16 protein-coding genes are annotated in these 16,281 nt (G+C 56.2%); 7 read left to right on the top strand and 9 right to left on the bottom strand.

The genetic code is table 11. From position 1 onward, the window contains the following. Positions 1–55 precede the first annotated feature (55 nt). Genes AB1E42_RS09820 through AB1E42_RS09810 form a run of 3 tightly spaced genes read left to right on the top strand, consistent with a single transcriptional unit; the run spans position 56 to position 1,371 of the window. Positions 56–439 carry an NADH:ubiquinone oxidoreductase subunit NDUFA12 gene (locus AB1E42_RS09820; protein ID WP_368344066.1) on the top strand — a complete coding sequence of 128 codons (384 nt, stop codon included), beginning with the start codon at positions 56–58 and terminating at the stop codon, positions 437–439. Between the two features lie 12 nt (positions 440–451). Further along, the gene (gene mlaD / locus AB1E42_RS09815; RefSeq protein ID WP_368344065.1) at positions 452–904 is read left to right on the top strand and encodes an outer membrane lipid asymmetry maintenance protein MlaD; all 453 of its coding nucleotides are present in this window, start codon (positions 452–454) and stop codon (positions 902–904) included. Positions 905–909: 5 nt separating this feature from the next. Then, positions 910–1,371: a DUF2155 domain-containing protein gene (locus AB1E42_RS09810; RefSeq protein WP_368346403.1), complete on the top strand. Its 462-nt coding sequence runs from the start codon at positions 910–912 to the stop codon at positions 1,369–1,371. Here the strand turns inward: AB1E42_RS09810 and aat are convergent. From aat to AB1E42_RS09765, 9 genes are all read right to left on the bottom strand, one after another. Then, positions 1,335–1,985, bottom strand: a complete 651-nt coding sequence (gene aat, locus AB1E42_RS09805) for a leucyl/phenylalanyl-tRNA--protein transferase (RefSeq protein ID WP_368344064.1) — start codon at positions 1,983–1,985, stop codon at positions 1,335–1,337. The two genes, AB1E42_RS09810 and aat, sit on opposite strands and share 37 nt — an antisense overlap. Before the next feature lie 30 nt (positions 1,986–2,015). Beyond that, positions 2,016–3,365, bottom strand: a complete 1,350-nt coding sequence (gene accC, locus AB1E42_RS09800; protein ID WP_368344063.1) for an acetyl-CoA carboxylase biotin carboxylase subunit — start codon at positions 3,363–3,365, stop codon at positions 2,016–2,018. Between the two features lie 10 nt (positions 3,366–3,375). Then, positions 3,376–3,867, bottom strand: a complete 492-nt coding sequence (accB, locus tag AB1E42_RS09795; protein ID WP_368344062.1) for an acetyl-CoA carboxylase biotin carboxyl carrier protein — start codon at positions 3,865–3,867, stop codon at positions 3,376–3,378. Positions 3,868–4,063: 196 nt separating this feature from the next. After that, complete coding sequence (acs, locus tag AB1E42_RS09790; protein WP_368344061.1) at positions 4,064–6,016, bottom strand: acetate--CoA ligase; 1,953 nt, start codon at positions 6,014–6,016, stop codon at positions 4,064–4,066. Between the two features lie 57 nt (positions 6,017–6,073). Continuing rightward, the gene (locus AB1E42_RS09785; RefSeq protein WP_368344060.1) at positions 6,074–6,856 is read right to left on the bottom strand and encodes an ABC transporter ATP-binding protein; all 783 of its coding nucleotides are present in this window, start codon (positions 6,854–6,856) and stop codon (positions 6,074–6,076) included. A gap of 11 nt (positions 6,857–6,867) precedes the next feature. Then, entirely contained in the window at positions 6,868–7,626 is a 759-nt protein-coding gene (locus AB1E42_RS09780) for an ABC transporter ATP-binding protein (RefSeq protein WP_368344059.1), read from the bottom strand. A 12-nt stretch (positions 7,627–7,638) separates the two neighbouring features. Further along, positions 7,639–8,865 (bottom strand): branched-chain amino acid ABC transporter permease, encoded by a 1,227-nt coding sequence (locus AB1E42_RS09775; protein WP_368344058.1) that lies wholly within the window; start codon positions 8,863–8,865, stop codon positions 7,639–7,641. A 4-nt stretch (positions 8,866–8,869) separates the two neighbouring features. Then, on the bottom strand, positions 8,870–9,901 hold the full coding sequence (locus AB1E42_RS09770; RefSeq protein WP_368344057.1) for a branched-chain amino acid ABC transporter permease: 1,032 nt from the start codon (positions 9,899–9,901) through the stop codon (positions 8,870–8,872). 107 nt (positions 9,902–10,008) lie between these two features. Continuing rightward, positions 10,009–11,352 (bottom strand): substrate-binding protein, encoded by a 1,344-nt coding sequence (locus AB1E42_RS09765; protein ID WP_368344056.1) that lies wholly within the window; start codon positions 11,350–11,352, stop codon positions 10,009–10,011. A gap of 226 nt (positions 11,353–11,578) precedes the next feature. Between AB1E42_RS09765 and AB1E42_RS09760 the strand changes: the two genes are divergently transcribed. From AB1E42_RS09760 to AB1E42_RS09745, 4 genes are all read left to right on the top strand, one after another. Beyond that, on the top strand, positions 11,579–12,895 hold the full coding sequence (locus tag AB1E42_RS09760) for a helix-turn-helix domain-containing protein (RefSeq protein WP_368344055.1): 1,317 nt from the start codon (positions 11,579–11,581) through the stop codon (positions 12,893–12,895). Positions 12,896–12,963: 68 nt separating this feature from the next. Beyond that, positions 12,964–13,329 (top strand): response regulator transcription factor, encoded by a 366-nt coding sequence (locus AB1E42_RS09755; protein WP_368344054.1) that lies wholly within the window; start codon positions 12,964–12,966, stop codon positions 13,327–13,329. Next, on the top strand, positions 13,329–13,610 hold the full coding sequence (locus AB1E42_RS09750; protein WP_368344053.1) for a hypothetical protein: 282 nt from the start codon (positions 13,329–13,331) through the stop codon (positions 13,608–13,610). The genes AB1E42_RS09755 and AB1E42_RS09750 overlap by 1 nt, the downstream gene beginning before the upstream one ends. Continuing rightward, a complete protein-coding gene (locus AB1E42_RS09745) occupies positions 13,597–16,278 on the top strand; it encodes an ATP-binding protein (RefSeq protein ID WP_368346402.1) in 2,682 nt (893 codons plus the stop codon). Before AB1E42_RS09750 ends, AB1E42_RS09745 begins: the two co-directional genes overlap by 14 nt. Positions 16,279–16,281: the final 3 nt, after the last annotated feature.

Below are 16,281 nucleotides of genomic sequence, written 5' to 3'. Positions count from 1 at the left end.
TCTGGACCTTCGCGTTGGTTTGAGGCAAGAGGGGGCCAAGCAACGGAGCGATGAAATGGGCATTGTGAGCGCGATAAGCCGCATCTTTACTTGGTGGGACGGTCAAACCCTGAACACCCAGTTTTTCACATGGCGCAAAGGGGTCAAGGTCGGCGCAGACGACCAAGGCAACACCTATTACCGCACAGCCGACGACAGCAAGCGCTGGGTCATCTACAATGGTGAGATCGAAGGTAGCCGCATTAGCCCAGATTGGCATGGTTGGTTGCACCGCACTTGGGATGAAACGCCGAGTGATAAACCATTGGTGCATAAGGCGTGGGAGAAGCCGCATCAGGAGAACCTGACTGGAACGGCGCTGGCGTATGCGCCCGCAGGTTCCATTCGGAATGCACGGCCGGCGGACCGGAGCGACTACGAGGCCTGGACGCCCGAATAAGGCGGGAGCGACATGCGCGAAAACATTGTTGAAACCCTGGTTGGAACGGCCGTTGTCATCGTGGCAGCGGCGTTTCTTATTTTCACGATGCAAACGACTGGCAGTGGTGGCCGTTCAGAGGGCTATATGCTCAATGCGGCATTCCGTTCTGCCGAGGGGGTGAGCGTCGGAACAGATGTGCGGCTTGCAGGCGTGAAAGTTGGAACCGTTACGGACTTGAACCTTGATCCGCAGACGTTCCGCGCGGTGACCGCTTTGCAGATCAGCGATGATGTCTTGATCCCTGATGACAGCACCGCTGTTGTGGCCTCTGAAGGGCTGCTGGGCGGAACCTTCATAGAAATCATGCCGGGCGGCTCGTTCGATAATTACGCCGAGGGCGCAGAAATCCTCGATACTCAGGGCGCGGTGAGCTTGGTCACATTGCTGCTGCGGTTTGCCTCTGGAGGGGGGGGCGAAGAGTGAGCTTGATGCGGGGTATTGTGGTCGGTACCTGGTTTGCGTTTGGCGCTGCAGGAAGCCTATTGGCGCAGGAGGTGATCGAGACACCTTTGGCGCCTGCGGAAGGCGAAGGGGTGCTCCCCTTGGTTGGGCCGGAATTCGAGGAAATTGAAGAGCTGCCACTTTCCGAGCGCGTGGAGTCATCTGGCGCTGCTCTTGTCCGTGTTCTTGATAAGATCACCGGTGCTGTGACGGATATTGATGTGCCTTCCGGTGGCGCGGTACGGGTCGGGCTTATTTCAATTGCTTCGATCGACTGCCGCTATCCGGTAAATAACCCAGCCGGTAACGCCTATGCCGGTTTGACGATTACTTATCAGTCTATCGAGGAGCCTGTCTTCCGCGGGTGGATGATTGCCTCTGCGCCCGCGCTGAACGCAATGGACCATCCGCGCTATGATGTCTGGGTTCTTGGTTGCGTGATTTCGTAAGGTGATGGTAGCGGGGCGTTTGCTCTGAATAGCGCGTGTCGGATCACCGCAGCGTCGAGCCGTTTGTGATAATCTGATTTGGAGATTTCCTCGGCGCCGAGTGATAGCAGATGATCGGTGATGAACTGCGTATCAAATAAAGTGAATCCGTCTTTCCATAGTCGATGCGTCAGGTAGGCGAGGGCGATCTTCGAGGCATCGGTCTGCCGCGAGAACATGCTCTCGCCAAAGAAAGCTGCACCGATTGCAACGCCGTAGACGCCCCCGACAAGCCTATCGTCGTTCCAGACTTCGATTGAATGTGCGTGGCCCTGATCGAACAGACCTTCGTAGAGGCTGGCTATTTTGGTATTGATCCACGTCTCTTGACGGTCCGCGCAACCGGAGATGACTTGCGTAAAAGCCTTATCGAAGGTGATGCGGAAAGGGTTTTTCAGTATTTTGCGGCGGAGGGATCGCGAGATATGAAACCTCTCGATTGGGAGAATGCCGCGCCGTTTCGGATCGACCCAGAAGATTTCATGTTGGTCGCGGGATTCGGACATCGGAAAAATGCCGAGGGTGTAAGCCCTCAGCAAGATTTCCGTTGTTATTTCGAACGGTTCGTCTTTCATCGACGATCCTGAATGTGGTGTAACCGACTTTTAGGCGGATAGATTTTGCTCAAGCCAATGTTCGAGCCAGTGAATGTTGTATTCACCTGTTTGGACGGCTTCTTCCTCCAGCAAGGCGTGGAAAAGCGGGATGGTCGAGTCGATGCCATCGACAATCAATTCACCCAAAGCCCTTTTGAGCCGTGCTAATGCCTCTGGTCGGTCGCGCCCGTGTACAATCAACTTACCGATCAAGCTGTCGTAGTAGGGGGGGATAGAGTAGCCATCATAAAGGGCGGAATCCATGCGGACGCCGAGACCACCCGGAGCGTGATATTGGGTGATCTTACCGGGGCAGGGCGAGAAGTTCGGTAACCGTTCGGCATTGATGCGGACTTCGATTGCGTGGCCGGACAGAACCAGATCATCCTGCGTGAACGACATCGGCAAACCAGCCGCGACGCGGATTTGTTCGCGTACGAGATCCTGACCGAAGACGCCCTCAGTGACCGGGTGTTCGACCTGAAGGCGGGTGTTCATCTCGATGAAGTAGAATTCGCCGTTCTCGTAGAGGAACTCGACCGTGCCCGCGCCGATGTAATTGATTTTTGCCACAGCATCGGCGCAGATTTTACCAATCTTCTGGCGTTCCTCTTCGGTGATGCAGGGGCCTGGGGCTTCCTCGAACACCTTTTGGTGACGCCGCTGCAATGAACAATCACGTTCGCCAAGGTGAACCGCGTTGCCTTTGCCGTCGCCAAAGACCTGAATTTCGATATGGCGCGGGGTCGTGAGGTACTTTTCGATATAGACCTCATCATTGCCGAACGCGGCCTTGCCCTCGGACCGCGCGGTCGAGAAGGCTGTTTCCATCTCGGCTTCGTTGCGGGCGACTTTCATCCCGCGACCGCCGCCACCTGCCGTGGCTTTGATGATCACGGGGTAACCGATTTCCTTGCCGACGCGCTTTGCATCGGCAATGTCTTTCACGCCGCCGTCCGAGCCCGGAACCACCGGAATACCAAGCTTTTCAGCTGTTTCCTTTGCGGTGATCTTGTCGCCCATGATGCGGATATGTTCCGCAGTGGGGCCGATGAAGGATATGCCGTGATCTTCGAGCGCTTGCACAAAGGCTGCGTTTTCGGAGAGAAAGCCGTAGCCAGGGTGGATGGCCTGCGCGCCTGTGATCTCACAAGCTGAAATGATCGCAGCAAAGCTGAGATAGCTTTGCGCGGAGGAGGGCGGCCCGATGCAGACGGCCTCGTCGGCCATACGCACATGCATCGCATCGGAATCAGCCGTGGAATGGACCGCAACGGATTTGATACCCATTTCGCGACAGGCGCGGACGACACGGAGAGCGATCTCTCCACGGTTGGCGATCAGGATTTTATCGAACATTGCCAAGGCCTTATTCGATGATCATCAGGGGCGCACCGAATTCGACAGGAGCGCCGTCTTCGATGAGGAGCCGCGTCACAGTTCCGCCGCGCGGGGCAGGGATCTGGTTCATCGTTTTCATTGCTTCTACGATCAGCAGCGTGTCGCCTTCGTTGACTTTGCTGCCAACAGAAACAAACGGTGCGGCGCCAGGCTCGGCCGCCAGGTAAACGGTGCCGACCATTGGCGATGTCACCGCGCCGGGGTGATCGACCGGATCGGCCGATTCGGGCGCGGGGGCTGCAGCGGCGGCCGGAGCCGCGGCTTGCACGGGTGCTGCAACGGCAGCAGGGGCAGCAACTTGCGAGACAACCTGTGTCTGACGGCTGACGCGAACGTTAAGGCTATCATTTTCGCTGTATTCACGCAGAACTTCGAGTTCTGTCAGATCGTTGTCGCGCAGGAGCTCTGCGAGCGCTTTGATGAAACCTACATCGCCGTCGTGGTTTTTTTTGGTGCTCATGTTGTCCTCGGCTTTGCCCGTTATCCAAATTGCGCGGCTCTGTTTGGAGAGGCGCGTCTAGCAGCTTGTTATACGCGAAGGTGAATTGGGTGGAAAGCATTCGCTTTCAGGATTTTTGAGCGGTGCCGCTGAAAGTGCTATTTGAAACGAAAAGCACCGGGCAATGCCCGGTGCTATCGAGGAGATTTGGGCCGACTTAGCCGCGGTTCATGCGGTTCTCGATCAAATCATCGACGACTGATGGATCCGCAAGCGTGGACGTATCGCCAAGGGAGCCGTAGTCATTTTCAGCGATTTTGCGCAGAATGCGGCGCATGATCTTGCCCGAGCGTGTCTTTGGCAAACCGGGAGCCCATTGGATGAGGTCTGGTTTGGCGATTGGTCCAATTTCGGAGCGCACCCATGTTTCAAGTTCTTTGCGCAGCGCCTCTGAAGGCTCTTCGCCGCCCATAAGGGTAACGTAGGCGTAGATGCCCTGTCCTTTGATCTCGTGCGGGTAGCCGACCACCGCGGCCTCCGAGACGGCCTTGTGTGCGACAAGTGCGCTTTCGACCTCGGCTGTGCCCATCCGGTGACCGGAGACGTTGATCACGTCATCGACGCGGCCAGTGATCCAGTAGTCTCCATCTGCATCGCGGCGGCAACCGTCGCCAGTGAAATAGTAGCCTTTATAGTCAGAGAAGTACGTCTTTTCAAAACGTTCGTGATCGCCCCATACGGTGCGCATCTGGCTTGGCCAACTGTCTTTGATGCAGAGGACGCCTTCGGCTTCGGTGCTGGAAATCTCTGCGCCGGATTGCGGATCGAGAATGACCGGCTGAATGCCAAAGAACGGCTTCGTTGCCGATCCCGGCTTGAGCGGGGTTGCGCCGGGGAGCGGGGTGAGGAGATGGCCGCCGGTTTCGGTTTGCCACCAAGTATCAACGATGGGGCAACGGCCATGACCGACGACATCGTTGTACCAGTTCCATGCTTCCGGGTTGATCGGCTCACCCACGGTGCCCAGAATACGCAAGGACGAGAGGTCGCACTTCTCGACGAAGCTGTTACCTTGTCCCATCAGCGCGCGAATGGCCGTGGGGGCGGTATAGAACTGGTTTACCTTATGCTTTTCGCAGACCTGCCAGAAGCGTGATGCGTCAGGGTAGGTGGGGACACCTTCGAACATAAGGGTCGTCGCGCCGTTGGCGAGTGGGCCGTAGACAATATAGCTGTGACCCGTGACCCAACCCACGTCGGCGGTGCACCAGTAGATATCGCCGTCATGATAGTCGAAGACATATTCATGGGTCATTGAGGCAAACACGAGATAGCCACCGCTGGTGTGAACGACACCTTTGGGCTGGCCGGTGGAACCTGATGTGTAGAGGATGAACAGCGGATCTTCTGCGTTCATCTCCTCGGGTGGGCAATCAGCGCTGACATTCGCTTCGAGTTCATCGAGCCAGAAGTCGCGACCCTCCTGCATGGGGACGTCTCCGCCGGTTCTGCGCACCACGAGCATCTTGGCATCGCCATCGACCTTGGCGAAAGCTTTGTCGGCATTGGTCTTGAGAGGTGTATTGCGGCCGCCGCGTGGGGCTTCGTCTGCGGTGATGACGACTTTTGCGTCGCAGCCATTCACGCGGGCGGCGAGGGCATCGGGCGAGAAGCCGGCAAAGACCACCGAATGAATCGCGCCAATGCGTGCGCAGGCTAGCATTGCATAGGCTGCTTGTGGGATCATCGGAAGATAAAGGACAACGCGGTCGCCCTTGTTTACGCCCATATCGCGCAACACGTTGCCGAAACGGGAAACCTCTTCATGCAACTGCTTGTAGGTAATGTGAAGGGCTTCGTCGTCGGGGCTGTCAGGTTCCCAAATGATGGCGGTTTGATCGCCACGGGTGGCGAGGTGGCGGTCAATACAATTTGCGGCGATGTTTAGCGTGCCGTCTTCGTACCAGTTGATCGAGACAGAGCCAAAATCATAGTTCGTGTTCTTGACCTTGGTGTAGGGCTTGATCCAGTCAATTCTCTTGCCGTGCTCGCCCCAAAAGGCCTCTGGGTCATTAATTGATGCGGCGTACATTTCTTCGTATTTCGCCGCATCGATGTGGGCTTTTGCGGCGACTTCGGAAGAAGGGGGGTAGGTCGAGCTGGTGGTCATAGCAATCCCTTTGGTCTTGGAATGGGGTGCGCCCGCTCGGGGTGCGGGCGCAGGAATTTAGATTGCGAGATATTTCGCGCGAAGCTCTTCGTCTTCAAGAACTTCTTTTGCGTCACCGTCGAAAACGACGGTTCCGGTGTCGAGGATGACAGCACGATCAGCAAGTTTCAACGCCGCGACGGCGTTTTGCTCGACGATGATCGTTGTGATGCCCTGATCGCGAATAATTTTTAGCGTCTTTGCGATTTCTTGGACGATGACAGGTGCGAGCCCCTCATATGGCTCGTCGAGGAGAAGAACCTTGATGTCTCTGGCCAAAGCGCGTGCGATGGCGAGCATCTGTTGTTCACCGCCGGAGAGGGTAACGCCCTCTTGTTTGCGACGTTCGCCCAAGCGGGGGAAGAGCTCGTAAATGCGTTCCAAGGACCAGCCTTTTGGTGGCGCGATTTGCGCCAGTTGCAGGTTTTCCTCCACAGTAAGGCCTGGGATAATGCGGCGGTCTTCCGGCACCAGAGCAATGCCTGCGGCAGCTGCCTGATGGGATTTCATCTCATGCAGTGGTTTGTGGTCAAGCCAGATCTCGCCATGGCGGATTTCCGGATTATCGAGGCGCGCAATCGTACGCAGTGTCGAGGTTTTGCCTGCGCCGTTCCGACCCAGAAGGGCCAGGATTTCGCCTTCGTGGATGTTAAAGCTGACGCCTTGAACGATGTAGCTTTCCCCGTAATAGGCCTGCACATCCCATACCGATAGAAAGGCGGGATGGGTCGATGCGTGATTGGCATTCGGGTCAAAGCCCGGTGTGGTATCTGGCTGATTTGTCACGGTTTCGGTCGTCATATCTGCGCTCCTTAAACCTGCGCTTCACCCAGATACGCTTCGCGTACCTTTGGATGGCCTTTGATGTTGTCAGGGGTTTCTTCCACGAGGGGCGTACCCTGCGCGAGAACCGTGATGCGGTCGGCAAGCGAGAACACGACATGCATGTCATGCTCGATGATCGCCATCGTGATGTCGCGCTTTTCCTTGATCTCCTTTAGAAGATCGATCGTGTTGTTGGTGTCGGCACGCGCCATGCCTGCTGTTGGTTCGTCGAGCAGCAGCAGGCGCGGCTCTTGGACGAGGCACATCGCCATCTCAAGGCGGCGTTTATCACCGCGAGAAAGACTGGCCGCGTGCATGTTCAGCTTTTCGAGCATGTTGACGTCGGCGAGGATCGCTTCGGCCTGTTCGCGAATTTCCACTTCTTGTGCGACGCTTTCAAAGGCATGCATACGGAAGGCACCGTCGCGCTTTGCAAAGCACGGGATCATGACGTTTTCTATGACAGTTAGATCTCCGAAAATTTCGGGGGTCTGGAAAACGCGGCTGATACCCATCTGGTTGATTTCGAATGGTTTGCGCCCGAGAACGGACTGGCCATCGAACATCACCGATCCAGAATCTGGGATCAGTTTCCCGACGAGGCAGTTCAGTAGGGTGGACTTACCTGCGCCGTTGGGGCCGATGATTGCGTGGCAGGTGTTTTCCTTGACGGAAAGGTTCACGTTACCAAGTGCCTGCAACCCGCCGAAGCGCTTGTTGACGCCTTTGACTTCTAGAATACCCATAGGTCAGTCTCCTTATTCGGCGGGGGTGTTGGGTTGACCGGCGGCGCTTTTGTCGCTTCCGGAGGCTTTGCTTTTACGACCACGGAACAGCTTGCCGATCCTTTGACCGCCCTCAACGAGGCCGCCTGGAAGGAAGATGACCACGGCCATGAACAGCAGGCCTAACGTAAGGTGCCAGCCTTTGCCGATGAAGGGGTGAATGATTGTCACGAGCAGATTGTCCAGCCAATCCGGCATGAAGGCGAACCAGTTGTGCAGAATGCCATCGTTGATCTTGGAGACGATGTTCTCAAGATACTTGATGACGCCAGCGCCGACGACAGGTCCGATCAGAGTACCGACACCACCCAGGATCGACATAACAACGATCTCGCCTGACGCCGTCCAGAACATACGTTCCGCGCCGGTCAGCGGGTCCATTGCAGCCAGTAGCCCCCCCGCGAGGCCGGCGTACATGCCAGAGATGACGAAAGCGGCTAGCATATACGGCTTCGTGTTTACGCCGGTGTAGTGCATGCGGGTTTGGTTGGACTTGATTGCGCGCAGCATCATACCCATCGGCGAGCGGAAAATGCGGATCGCCAGATAGAAACCAAGGATCATGAAGATTGCAGAGAGGTAATAACCGTTCTGGAATGTGAACTGCCACCCGCCGACATTCATGACACTTTGTGCGTTCATTTCGAGCCCGAAGAGGTGCGGTACTTTCGGATCGCCTGCACCCATCAAGATTTGCGGGTCGTCATTGTATACCTGAAGGCCAGTTTCACCATTGGTGATCACGGTTCCGAAGAACTTGCCGATGAGGTCCGAGTAGGCAATCGAGTACATCATCTGCGCAAAGGCGAGGGTCAGGATCGAGAAGTAGATGCCGGAGCGCCGTAGAGCGATGAAGCCGATGATTACCGAGAACAGCCCAGCGACGACCACAGACAGGATGATGGCTGGAACGATGTTATAGCTAAGGAGCTTGAACATCCAAACAGCCGCAAACGAGCCGACACCCAGAAAGGCCGCGTGGCCGAAGGAGAGGTAGCCAGTCAAGCCGAATAGAATATTGAAGCCAATTACCAGCAGGCCGAAGATCATGAACCGCTGCATGAGTGCGGGATAACCTGCGTTGAAGCTCTGGCCCAGCGAGCTCTCGACTGGGAACGGGTTGAGGAGGATCGGGGCGACAAGCGCAAGCACGACAACGATCGCGAAGAGCTTGAAATCTTTGGAATTCAATCCGAGCATGGTCTTAGTCCTCCATCACGCCCTTGCGACCCATAAGGCCACGGGGACGTGTCAGCAGAATGATAATGGCGACGAGATAGATGATGATCTGGTCGATACCTGGGATGATGGCTTTAACCTCGTTCATGGATGCGAAGCTTTGCAGAATGCCGAGCAGGAAGCCTGCGGCAACCGCGCCGGGTAGGGAACCCATGCCGCCCACTACCACCACCACGAAGCTGAGCACGAGGAAGTCCATGCCGAGGTTGTAGTGGGGTGACAGGATCGGCGTGTACATCATACCCGCCAAACCAGCCACGCAGGCGGCGAGGCCGAACATCAGTGTAAAACGCTTGTCGATGTCGATACCGAGAAGACCTACGGTCTCGCGATCAGCCATGCCCGCTCTGACGACCATGCCGAAAGTTGTGAATTGCAGGAAGGCGAACACCGCGGCGATGATGACGGCGGAGAAGAAGAAATAGACCAAGCGCCATGTTGGATAGAGGATCGTCCCAGAGTCAAAACCGAGCCATGCGCCAAGATCGACAGTGCCGACGAACGCGCTCGGCATCGGTGTCTGAATTGGGTTTGCACCAAAAAACGCCTTGATGATTTCACCAATCACAATGGCAAGTCCAAAAGTGACGAGGATCTGGTCTGCGTGTGGGCGCTTGTAGAAATGCTTGATCAGACCGCGTTCCATTGCCCAACCGAGGAAGAACATCACTGGCACAGTCAGGAAGATTGCGAGGAGAACGGACCAGTCTTGCAGGGCAGCGCCAAATTCGTTGCCGAACCATGATTGGACGTAGGGGACTTCGACCTTGAGTGGGTTGCCCAAAAAGTCTGTCTGCGTTTCGTCGACCACGGTTTGAGACAGATTGAGTATCCGCTGCATGGTCACCGTGCAGAAGGCGCCGGCCATAAACAAGGCGCCGTGCGCAAAGTTAACAACGCCGAGGGTGCCGAAAATGAGAGTGAGGCCGAGCGCAATCAGCGCATAGGCCGAGCCCTTATCGAGCCCGTTGAGAATTTGAAGGATGATTGCGTCCATTGGTCCCGCCCTGACTTAGGAATGGCTGGAAGTGAAAGCAGCCGTAAGCAGCCGCTTTTCGAGATGGACCGGTCACGCAGGGCGACCGGTCCTTTTTGCTAGACGGATTATGCGCCGTTGTTGCATTCACCGAGATCGCCACCGGCGAACATCGGGTGATCGGGGTCATAGGTGACCTGCTCAACTGGCGTAACTTCGACGATTTCCAGAGTGTCGTACTGGTTCGTCGGGTTTTCCGCACCCTTCATGACCAAAACGTCTTTGAAGCACTGGTGGTCGTCGGCGCGGTAGAGGGTCGGGCCGTTGCCAAGACCGTCGAACTCGAAGCCTTCGAGCGCTTCGGCAACCGCACAAGGTGCGAAGGAACCTGCACGGGTCACAGCATCTGCATAGAGCAGTGTCTGTACATAGCAGGTGTGAGCCGAGCCAGATGGCGGACGGCCATACTTCTCACCGAAGGACTTCACAAAGGCTTTGGTGCCTTCGTCCTGCAGCTGCCAGTTCCAGTTCATGGAGCCGAACACGCCTTGGATGTTGTCGCCAGCACCTGCGGCCATCAGTTCAGAGTAAAGCGGAACGATGATCGTGAAGTCTTTGCCGTTGACCTGCTTGTCGCGCAGACCGAACTGCACTGCCTGAGTCAGCGAGTTCACCATGTCCCCACCGTAGTGGTTGAGGATCAGCGTATCGGCGCCGGAATTCAGAACCGGAGCGATGTAGGACGAGAAGTCGCCTGCGCCAACCGGCGTCAGGACGTTATTCACGGTTTCCCAGCCGAGCGCTTCGGTGGCGGCTGCCATCGATTCCTGCTGGGTCCAGCCCCAAGTGTAGTCGGCAGTCAGGTGATAGGCACGGCGCTCGCTGCCGTACTCGTTCTGAAGCACCGGACCAAGTGCGGCACCGGACATGTAGCCGTTGAAGAAGTGGCGGAAGCCGTTGGCTTTTTTGTCCTTGCCGGTGGTGTCGTTCGAGTGGGTCAGACCGGCCATGAAAATGATGCCAGCTTCTTGGCAGAGGCCCTGAACAGCGATTGCAACGCCCGAGGACGAGCCGCCGTTGATCATGATCACGCCGTCTTTCTGGATCATCGACTGCGCAGAAGCACGGGCAACGTCAGACTTTGTCTGCGTGTCGCCGGTGACAAATTCGACTTTCTTGCCGAGGATGCCGTCACCGCCAAGTGCTTTCGAGCTGAAAGTGTTGAGCATGCCGCCGTCACCTTCACCGTTCAGGTGTTCGACAGCGAGTTCCTGTGCGCGCAGTTCGTCGAGGCCTTCTTCGGCATAGGGGCCGGTCTGCGGTACGTTGAAGCCGAATTTCACACTCGAGCCAGTGGGCTCGTTTGTGAAAGCCGAGGCAGACGAAGTGAAGATCGTCGGAAGCGCGAGGCCAGCACCACCAATGGCGCCGGTCTTCAGGACGCCGCGGCGCGAGAAGTTCGTTTTGGACATAGATATCCTCCCTTTGATGATTTGTCGTGCGGGCCTCCTCACCCGTCCGACGCGCATTTTTCAATGCTGACCTATTATCAGCGCGGGTTCGAAAAGTTCGCAACAAAGCCTTTTTTAAGAACGATTATTTTGTAAAAAATGTAGACACCTCACGCAGATTTTGTGTAAATTAATTTACAAAATCGCTGGCGCCGACTTGCGCTCCGAGCGGCAACAGGGGGTGGAAATGGTTGGTTTGCTTACCGGAAATCGTATCCGTGACTGGCGCATCAGTCGTGGAATGCGGCAGACGGAATTGGCCCACGAGGCGGGCATTTCACCGTCTTACCTAAATCTCATCGAACATAATCGCCGCAAAATCGGCGGGCGGGTGCTTAACCGAATAGCCCGCGCGCTTGATCTCGATCCGAGTCATCTCGCCGATGGAGGTGAGGCGACTCTGTTGGGGAAGCTTGCCGAGATTGCACAAAGCCACGATCTGGACACGTTGGATGCAGGGCGAACAGAGGCGTTTGCCAGCCAATTCCCTGGGTGGGCACAAATGGTGCTTTCGCTCCAAGCGGCAATCGAGTCGCTTGAGGGCAGGGTCAAATTGCTTGGCGACCGTCTGTCTCACGATCCAAAACTTGCCGAGGCGCTCCATGAGGTGATCACGGCGGTGACCTCCATCAGGTCAACGGCGTCAATTCTTGTCGAAGGGGGGGAGCTCGATCGGGAATGGACAGAGCGATTTCATAAGAACGTCTATCAAGATAGTCTTCGCTTGGCCGAGCAGAGCCGCGCGCTTGTTTCGTTTCTGGAAAAGCAGGGCGATGATCCGGATGTATTACTGTCGCCTGTCGAGGAAGCTGAACGAGCACTCTCATTGGCTCTGGACACTGTTGGTGTGCAAAGCCTTTCCTGCGAAGAGCGCGCCGCCGAAGAAGATGACGGTGTTACTTTCGCCGTTGGGGAGGCGGCACGTTTTCGGCTTGAGCGTATGATTGAGGGGCTCAGGAACGACGAGCGGTTATGGCCCTATCAAGAGGTGCAGTCGAGCGCGGAGGAGGCGGGCGGCGACCTGCATGAGTTGATCGCGCGCTCGGGCAGGTCGATTCCACTTGTTTTGCGGCGCTACGCTTTGTGGAAACGTATCGAGAAAGATGCTGCCAGTGACTACAGTTATTTCGAGTTTGACAGCGCGGGGCAAATAGCTCGCGCGGATGACTCCTTGGGACTTGGTCTGACGGCTGCTGCGGAGCTTTGCCCGAAATGGCCCGTATTTGCGGCGCAAGCACAGCCCGGAGTGCTGCTGCGCCAAATCATCTGTTTCGTTGGGCGCGAGAAGATCTTGTATGAGGCGACGGGCGGCGTGTTCGTAGATGCAGCGACGCAGGCGCTCCGTGGATATCTGGTCGTGCTGCCAACAGATGCACCTGAGGGCGCTGTTGAAACAGAAGTCGGACCGGGGTGCCGATTTTGTGTGCTGCAAGGCTGCTTGATGCGGCGGGAGCCGTCGCTGCTCGTCACAACTGCTGCGCGTGTAACGTCGACATCGCTTTGACTCGGCGATCGTTTCTCATAATAGTCGAGGAATATGTTTCATGTCGGTGCCAGGGGAGGGGCTTCGGGATGGCGAAACGGGTTTTGGTCATCGAGGATGAACCGAACATAATAGAGGCGATCAGCTTCATCCTGTCGCGCGACGGTTGGACTGTGCACACGCATAGTGACGGCCAAACTGCAAACGGCCGGATCAAAGCGACACCGCCGGACGTGATCATCTTGGATGTCATGCTGCCTGGGAAGAGCGGCTACGATATCTTGCGGGATTTGCGTGCCGATCAAGATGTCGCCGAAATTCCTGTATTGATGCTGACGGCGAGGGGGCAAGCCCGAGATCGAGAACTTGCAGAGGAGTTAGGGGCGACAAAATTCATGAGTAAGCCCTTTTCCAATGCAGAGGTCTTGGAAAACATTCGCGGCCTTGTTGACTGATGGCTGACAAGAAGGCGCCGATTTTTCTTGCCCGGAAGTCCTATCAGCGGCGTCGTTTGCGTGACGCCTCGCGTGTCCTGCCCGTCGCAGGGCTTGTTCTGTTCATGATCCCTTTGTTTTGGTTACAGGACACGGAAACAACACGCGGAACAGCCGATGCGATGACGTTTGTCTTTGCCGTTTGGTTTGTTTTGGTTGTGATTGCGGCTCTTTTAGGAAAGCCAACGCAAGAGAGCGAAAACGGCCCCGATAATGGGAAAAAGGACGGTGATGTCCTTTAACCTCCTCCTCGTTATCGCGTTTCTATATGCTGGGTTCCTATTTTTGGTTGCCTTTATCGCCGACAGTCGCGCGAAAAGCGGGAGGGCAGGCTGGCTTGGCTCTCCGGCGGTCTACACATTGTCGCTTTCGATTTATTGTACGGCTTGGACGTTTTACGGCGCGGTTGGGAATGCTGCGCGCAACGGGCTGGAGTTCGCCACCATTTATCTGGGCCCCACGCTTGTGATGGTGGGGTGGTGGTGGTTCTTGAGAAAACTTGTTTGGGTTGGGCGCGCGCAGCGCGTGACGTCGATCGCTGACCTGATCTCATCGCGTTTTGGGAAATCGACGCCATTAGGGGTTCTGGTGACAATCATCGCGATTATTGCAGCCACCCCATACATTGCGCTTCAGTTACAATCGGTTGTTCAGTCACTGGCAGTGTTTTCAGAGAATTCTGGTAAGCCGTGGGGCGCTGCGGAAGTGAACCGCTCGGCCCTTTGGGTGTCTATAGGGCTTGCAATATTTACCATTTTGTTTGGCACCCGAAACCTCGATGCCAACGAGAAGCACCACGGGATCGTTACCGCCATTGCGCTTGAAGCGATTGTGAAGCTGTGCGCCCTTGTGGCTGTTGGCACCTTCGTTGTCTGGGGTCTGTCGGGCGGAGTGCGTGAAACACTCGCGATGATTGACGCCTCCCCTATCTCCGAATGGCAGCAGTCGGGAGGGCGCTGGGCAGGATTGATCTTTGTCTCTGCCGCTGCATTCGTCTGTTTGCCGCGAATGTTTCAAGTGATGGTCGTCGAGAACGAGAGCGAAAGCCATCTTGCGACAGCGAGTTGGGCCTTCCCTTTATATTTGCTGGCGATGAGCCTGTTCGTTCTGCCAATCGCGGTTGTTGGCCTAGACCGATTGCCCGAAGGCAGCAACCCTGACCTATTCGTTCTCACGCTGCCGCTTTCGGAGTCGAAGGAAGGGCTTGCCGCATTCTCATTTCTGGGAGGATTTTCCTCCGCCACGTCGATGGTGATCGTCGCGACGATTGCGTTGGCGACGATGGTGTCCAACCATATCGTTGTGCCGATCTGGCTATCGAGCCAGCGGGAAGGGGCATTGGTTTCGGGTGATGTGCGTTCGGTCGTGATAGGTGCGCGCCGCTTTTCGATCATTGCGGTATTGGCGCTGGGCTATTTGTACTTCCGAAGCTCAGGCGGCGGTACTGCATTGACTGCCATTGGTTTGATCTCTTTCACCGGCGCAATACAAGTCTTGCCCGCAATCATTGGCGCACTCTTTTGGCGCGGGGCCACACGGGTGGGCGCATCTGCTGGTCTGACGGTCGGGTTGATTGTCTGGGCATGGACTTTGTTCTTGCCGAGCTTCGGTGTGGATGCGTTTCTGTCGCAAAGCGTCATGGTTTCGGGGCCGTTCGGGCTGGACTGGCTGCGCCCGCAGGCACTCTTCGGCATGGCTGGTCAGGACCCGCTCTTGCACGGCGTTTTCTGGTCCGTAAGTTTGAACGCGCTCACGTTCATTTTGGGGTCGGTCTTCAGCTTCCCCACGCCATTGGAACGATTGCAGGGTGCGCAATTTGTAAATGTGTTTGAAAATACCGCTGGTTCACAGAACTGGACGCCGAGTGCCGCGGCCGCTGATGATTTGCTTATCATGTCGCAACGATTATTGGGGGCGGCCGAGGCGCAAAACGTTTTTCAAAATGCCGCCGCCCAGCAAGGAAAGACCGGCTATCTGCCGGATGTGACGCCGGAATTTATTCAGCAACTGGAGCGCGTTCTTGCCGGCTCGGTCGGGGCTGCGACGGCGCATGCGATGATCGGCCAATTGCTGCCCGGGGCGACGGTTTCTGTAGAAGACCTTATGGCGGTTGCTGACGAAGCAGCGCAGATAATGGAATATTCCAACCGTTTGGAGGAAAAATCCCAAGAGCAGGAGCGGACGGCGCGGCAATTGCGGCAGGCGAATGAAAAACTAACAGCTTTGTCCGTGCAAAAAGATGCTTTCTTAAGCCAGATCAGCCACGAATTGCGGACGCCGATGACGTCGATCCGGTCCTTTTCGGAGATTTTGCAGGATGTGGATGCCGATGAGGAGCAACGCCTGAGATACGCCGGCATCATTCACGACGAGACAATGCGGTTGACCCGTTTGCTGGATGATCTGCTCGACCTTAGCATTCTTGAGAACGGGAAGGTAGTCTTGAATGTGCAGGAGGTTTCGCTTGAGCAGTTGATTGACCGCGCGGTGTCATCAGCCGGTTTCCGGGCGGAAGATGAAAGGCTGAGGATAACGAGGGACGTTCAAAGTGAGAATATTGCTTTGAAAACCGATCCTGATCGCCTTTCGCAGGTCTTTATCAATCTCATCTCGAATGCTGCCAAATATTGTGATGCGGAAAGACCCACGCTGGCGATCAGCGCAAAGAAAACGGCGCATGCCATCGTGATTGACTTCGTTGATAATGGGTCGGGAATTTCTGTCGAGAACCAGAATATGATTTTCGAGAAATTTTCCCGATTGACTGATCATCGAAAGGCAGGGGGCGCGGGCTTGGGGTTGGCGATCTGCTTGGAGATCATGCAACGTCTTGGCGGCAGCGTGGCCTATCTGCCTGGCCAAGGTGGTGCCGCGTTCCGAATTACCGTTCCCTATTCACTGGAAGCCTAGGGA

The sequence above is a fragment of the Pelagovum sp. HNIBRBA483 genome (genome assembly GCF_040931995.1).
In the GTDB taxonomy this organism is placed as follows: Bacteria; Pseudomonadota; Alphaproteobacteria; order Rhodobacterales; family Rhodobacteraceae; genus JAEPMR01.
The sequence above is the reverse complement of the archived record's forward strand: the minus strand, read 5'-3'. Positions and strand labels throughout refer to the sequence as shown.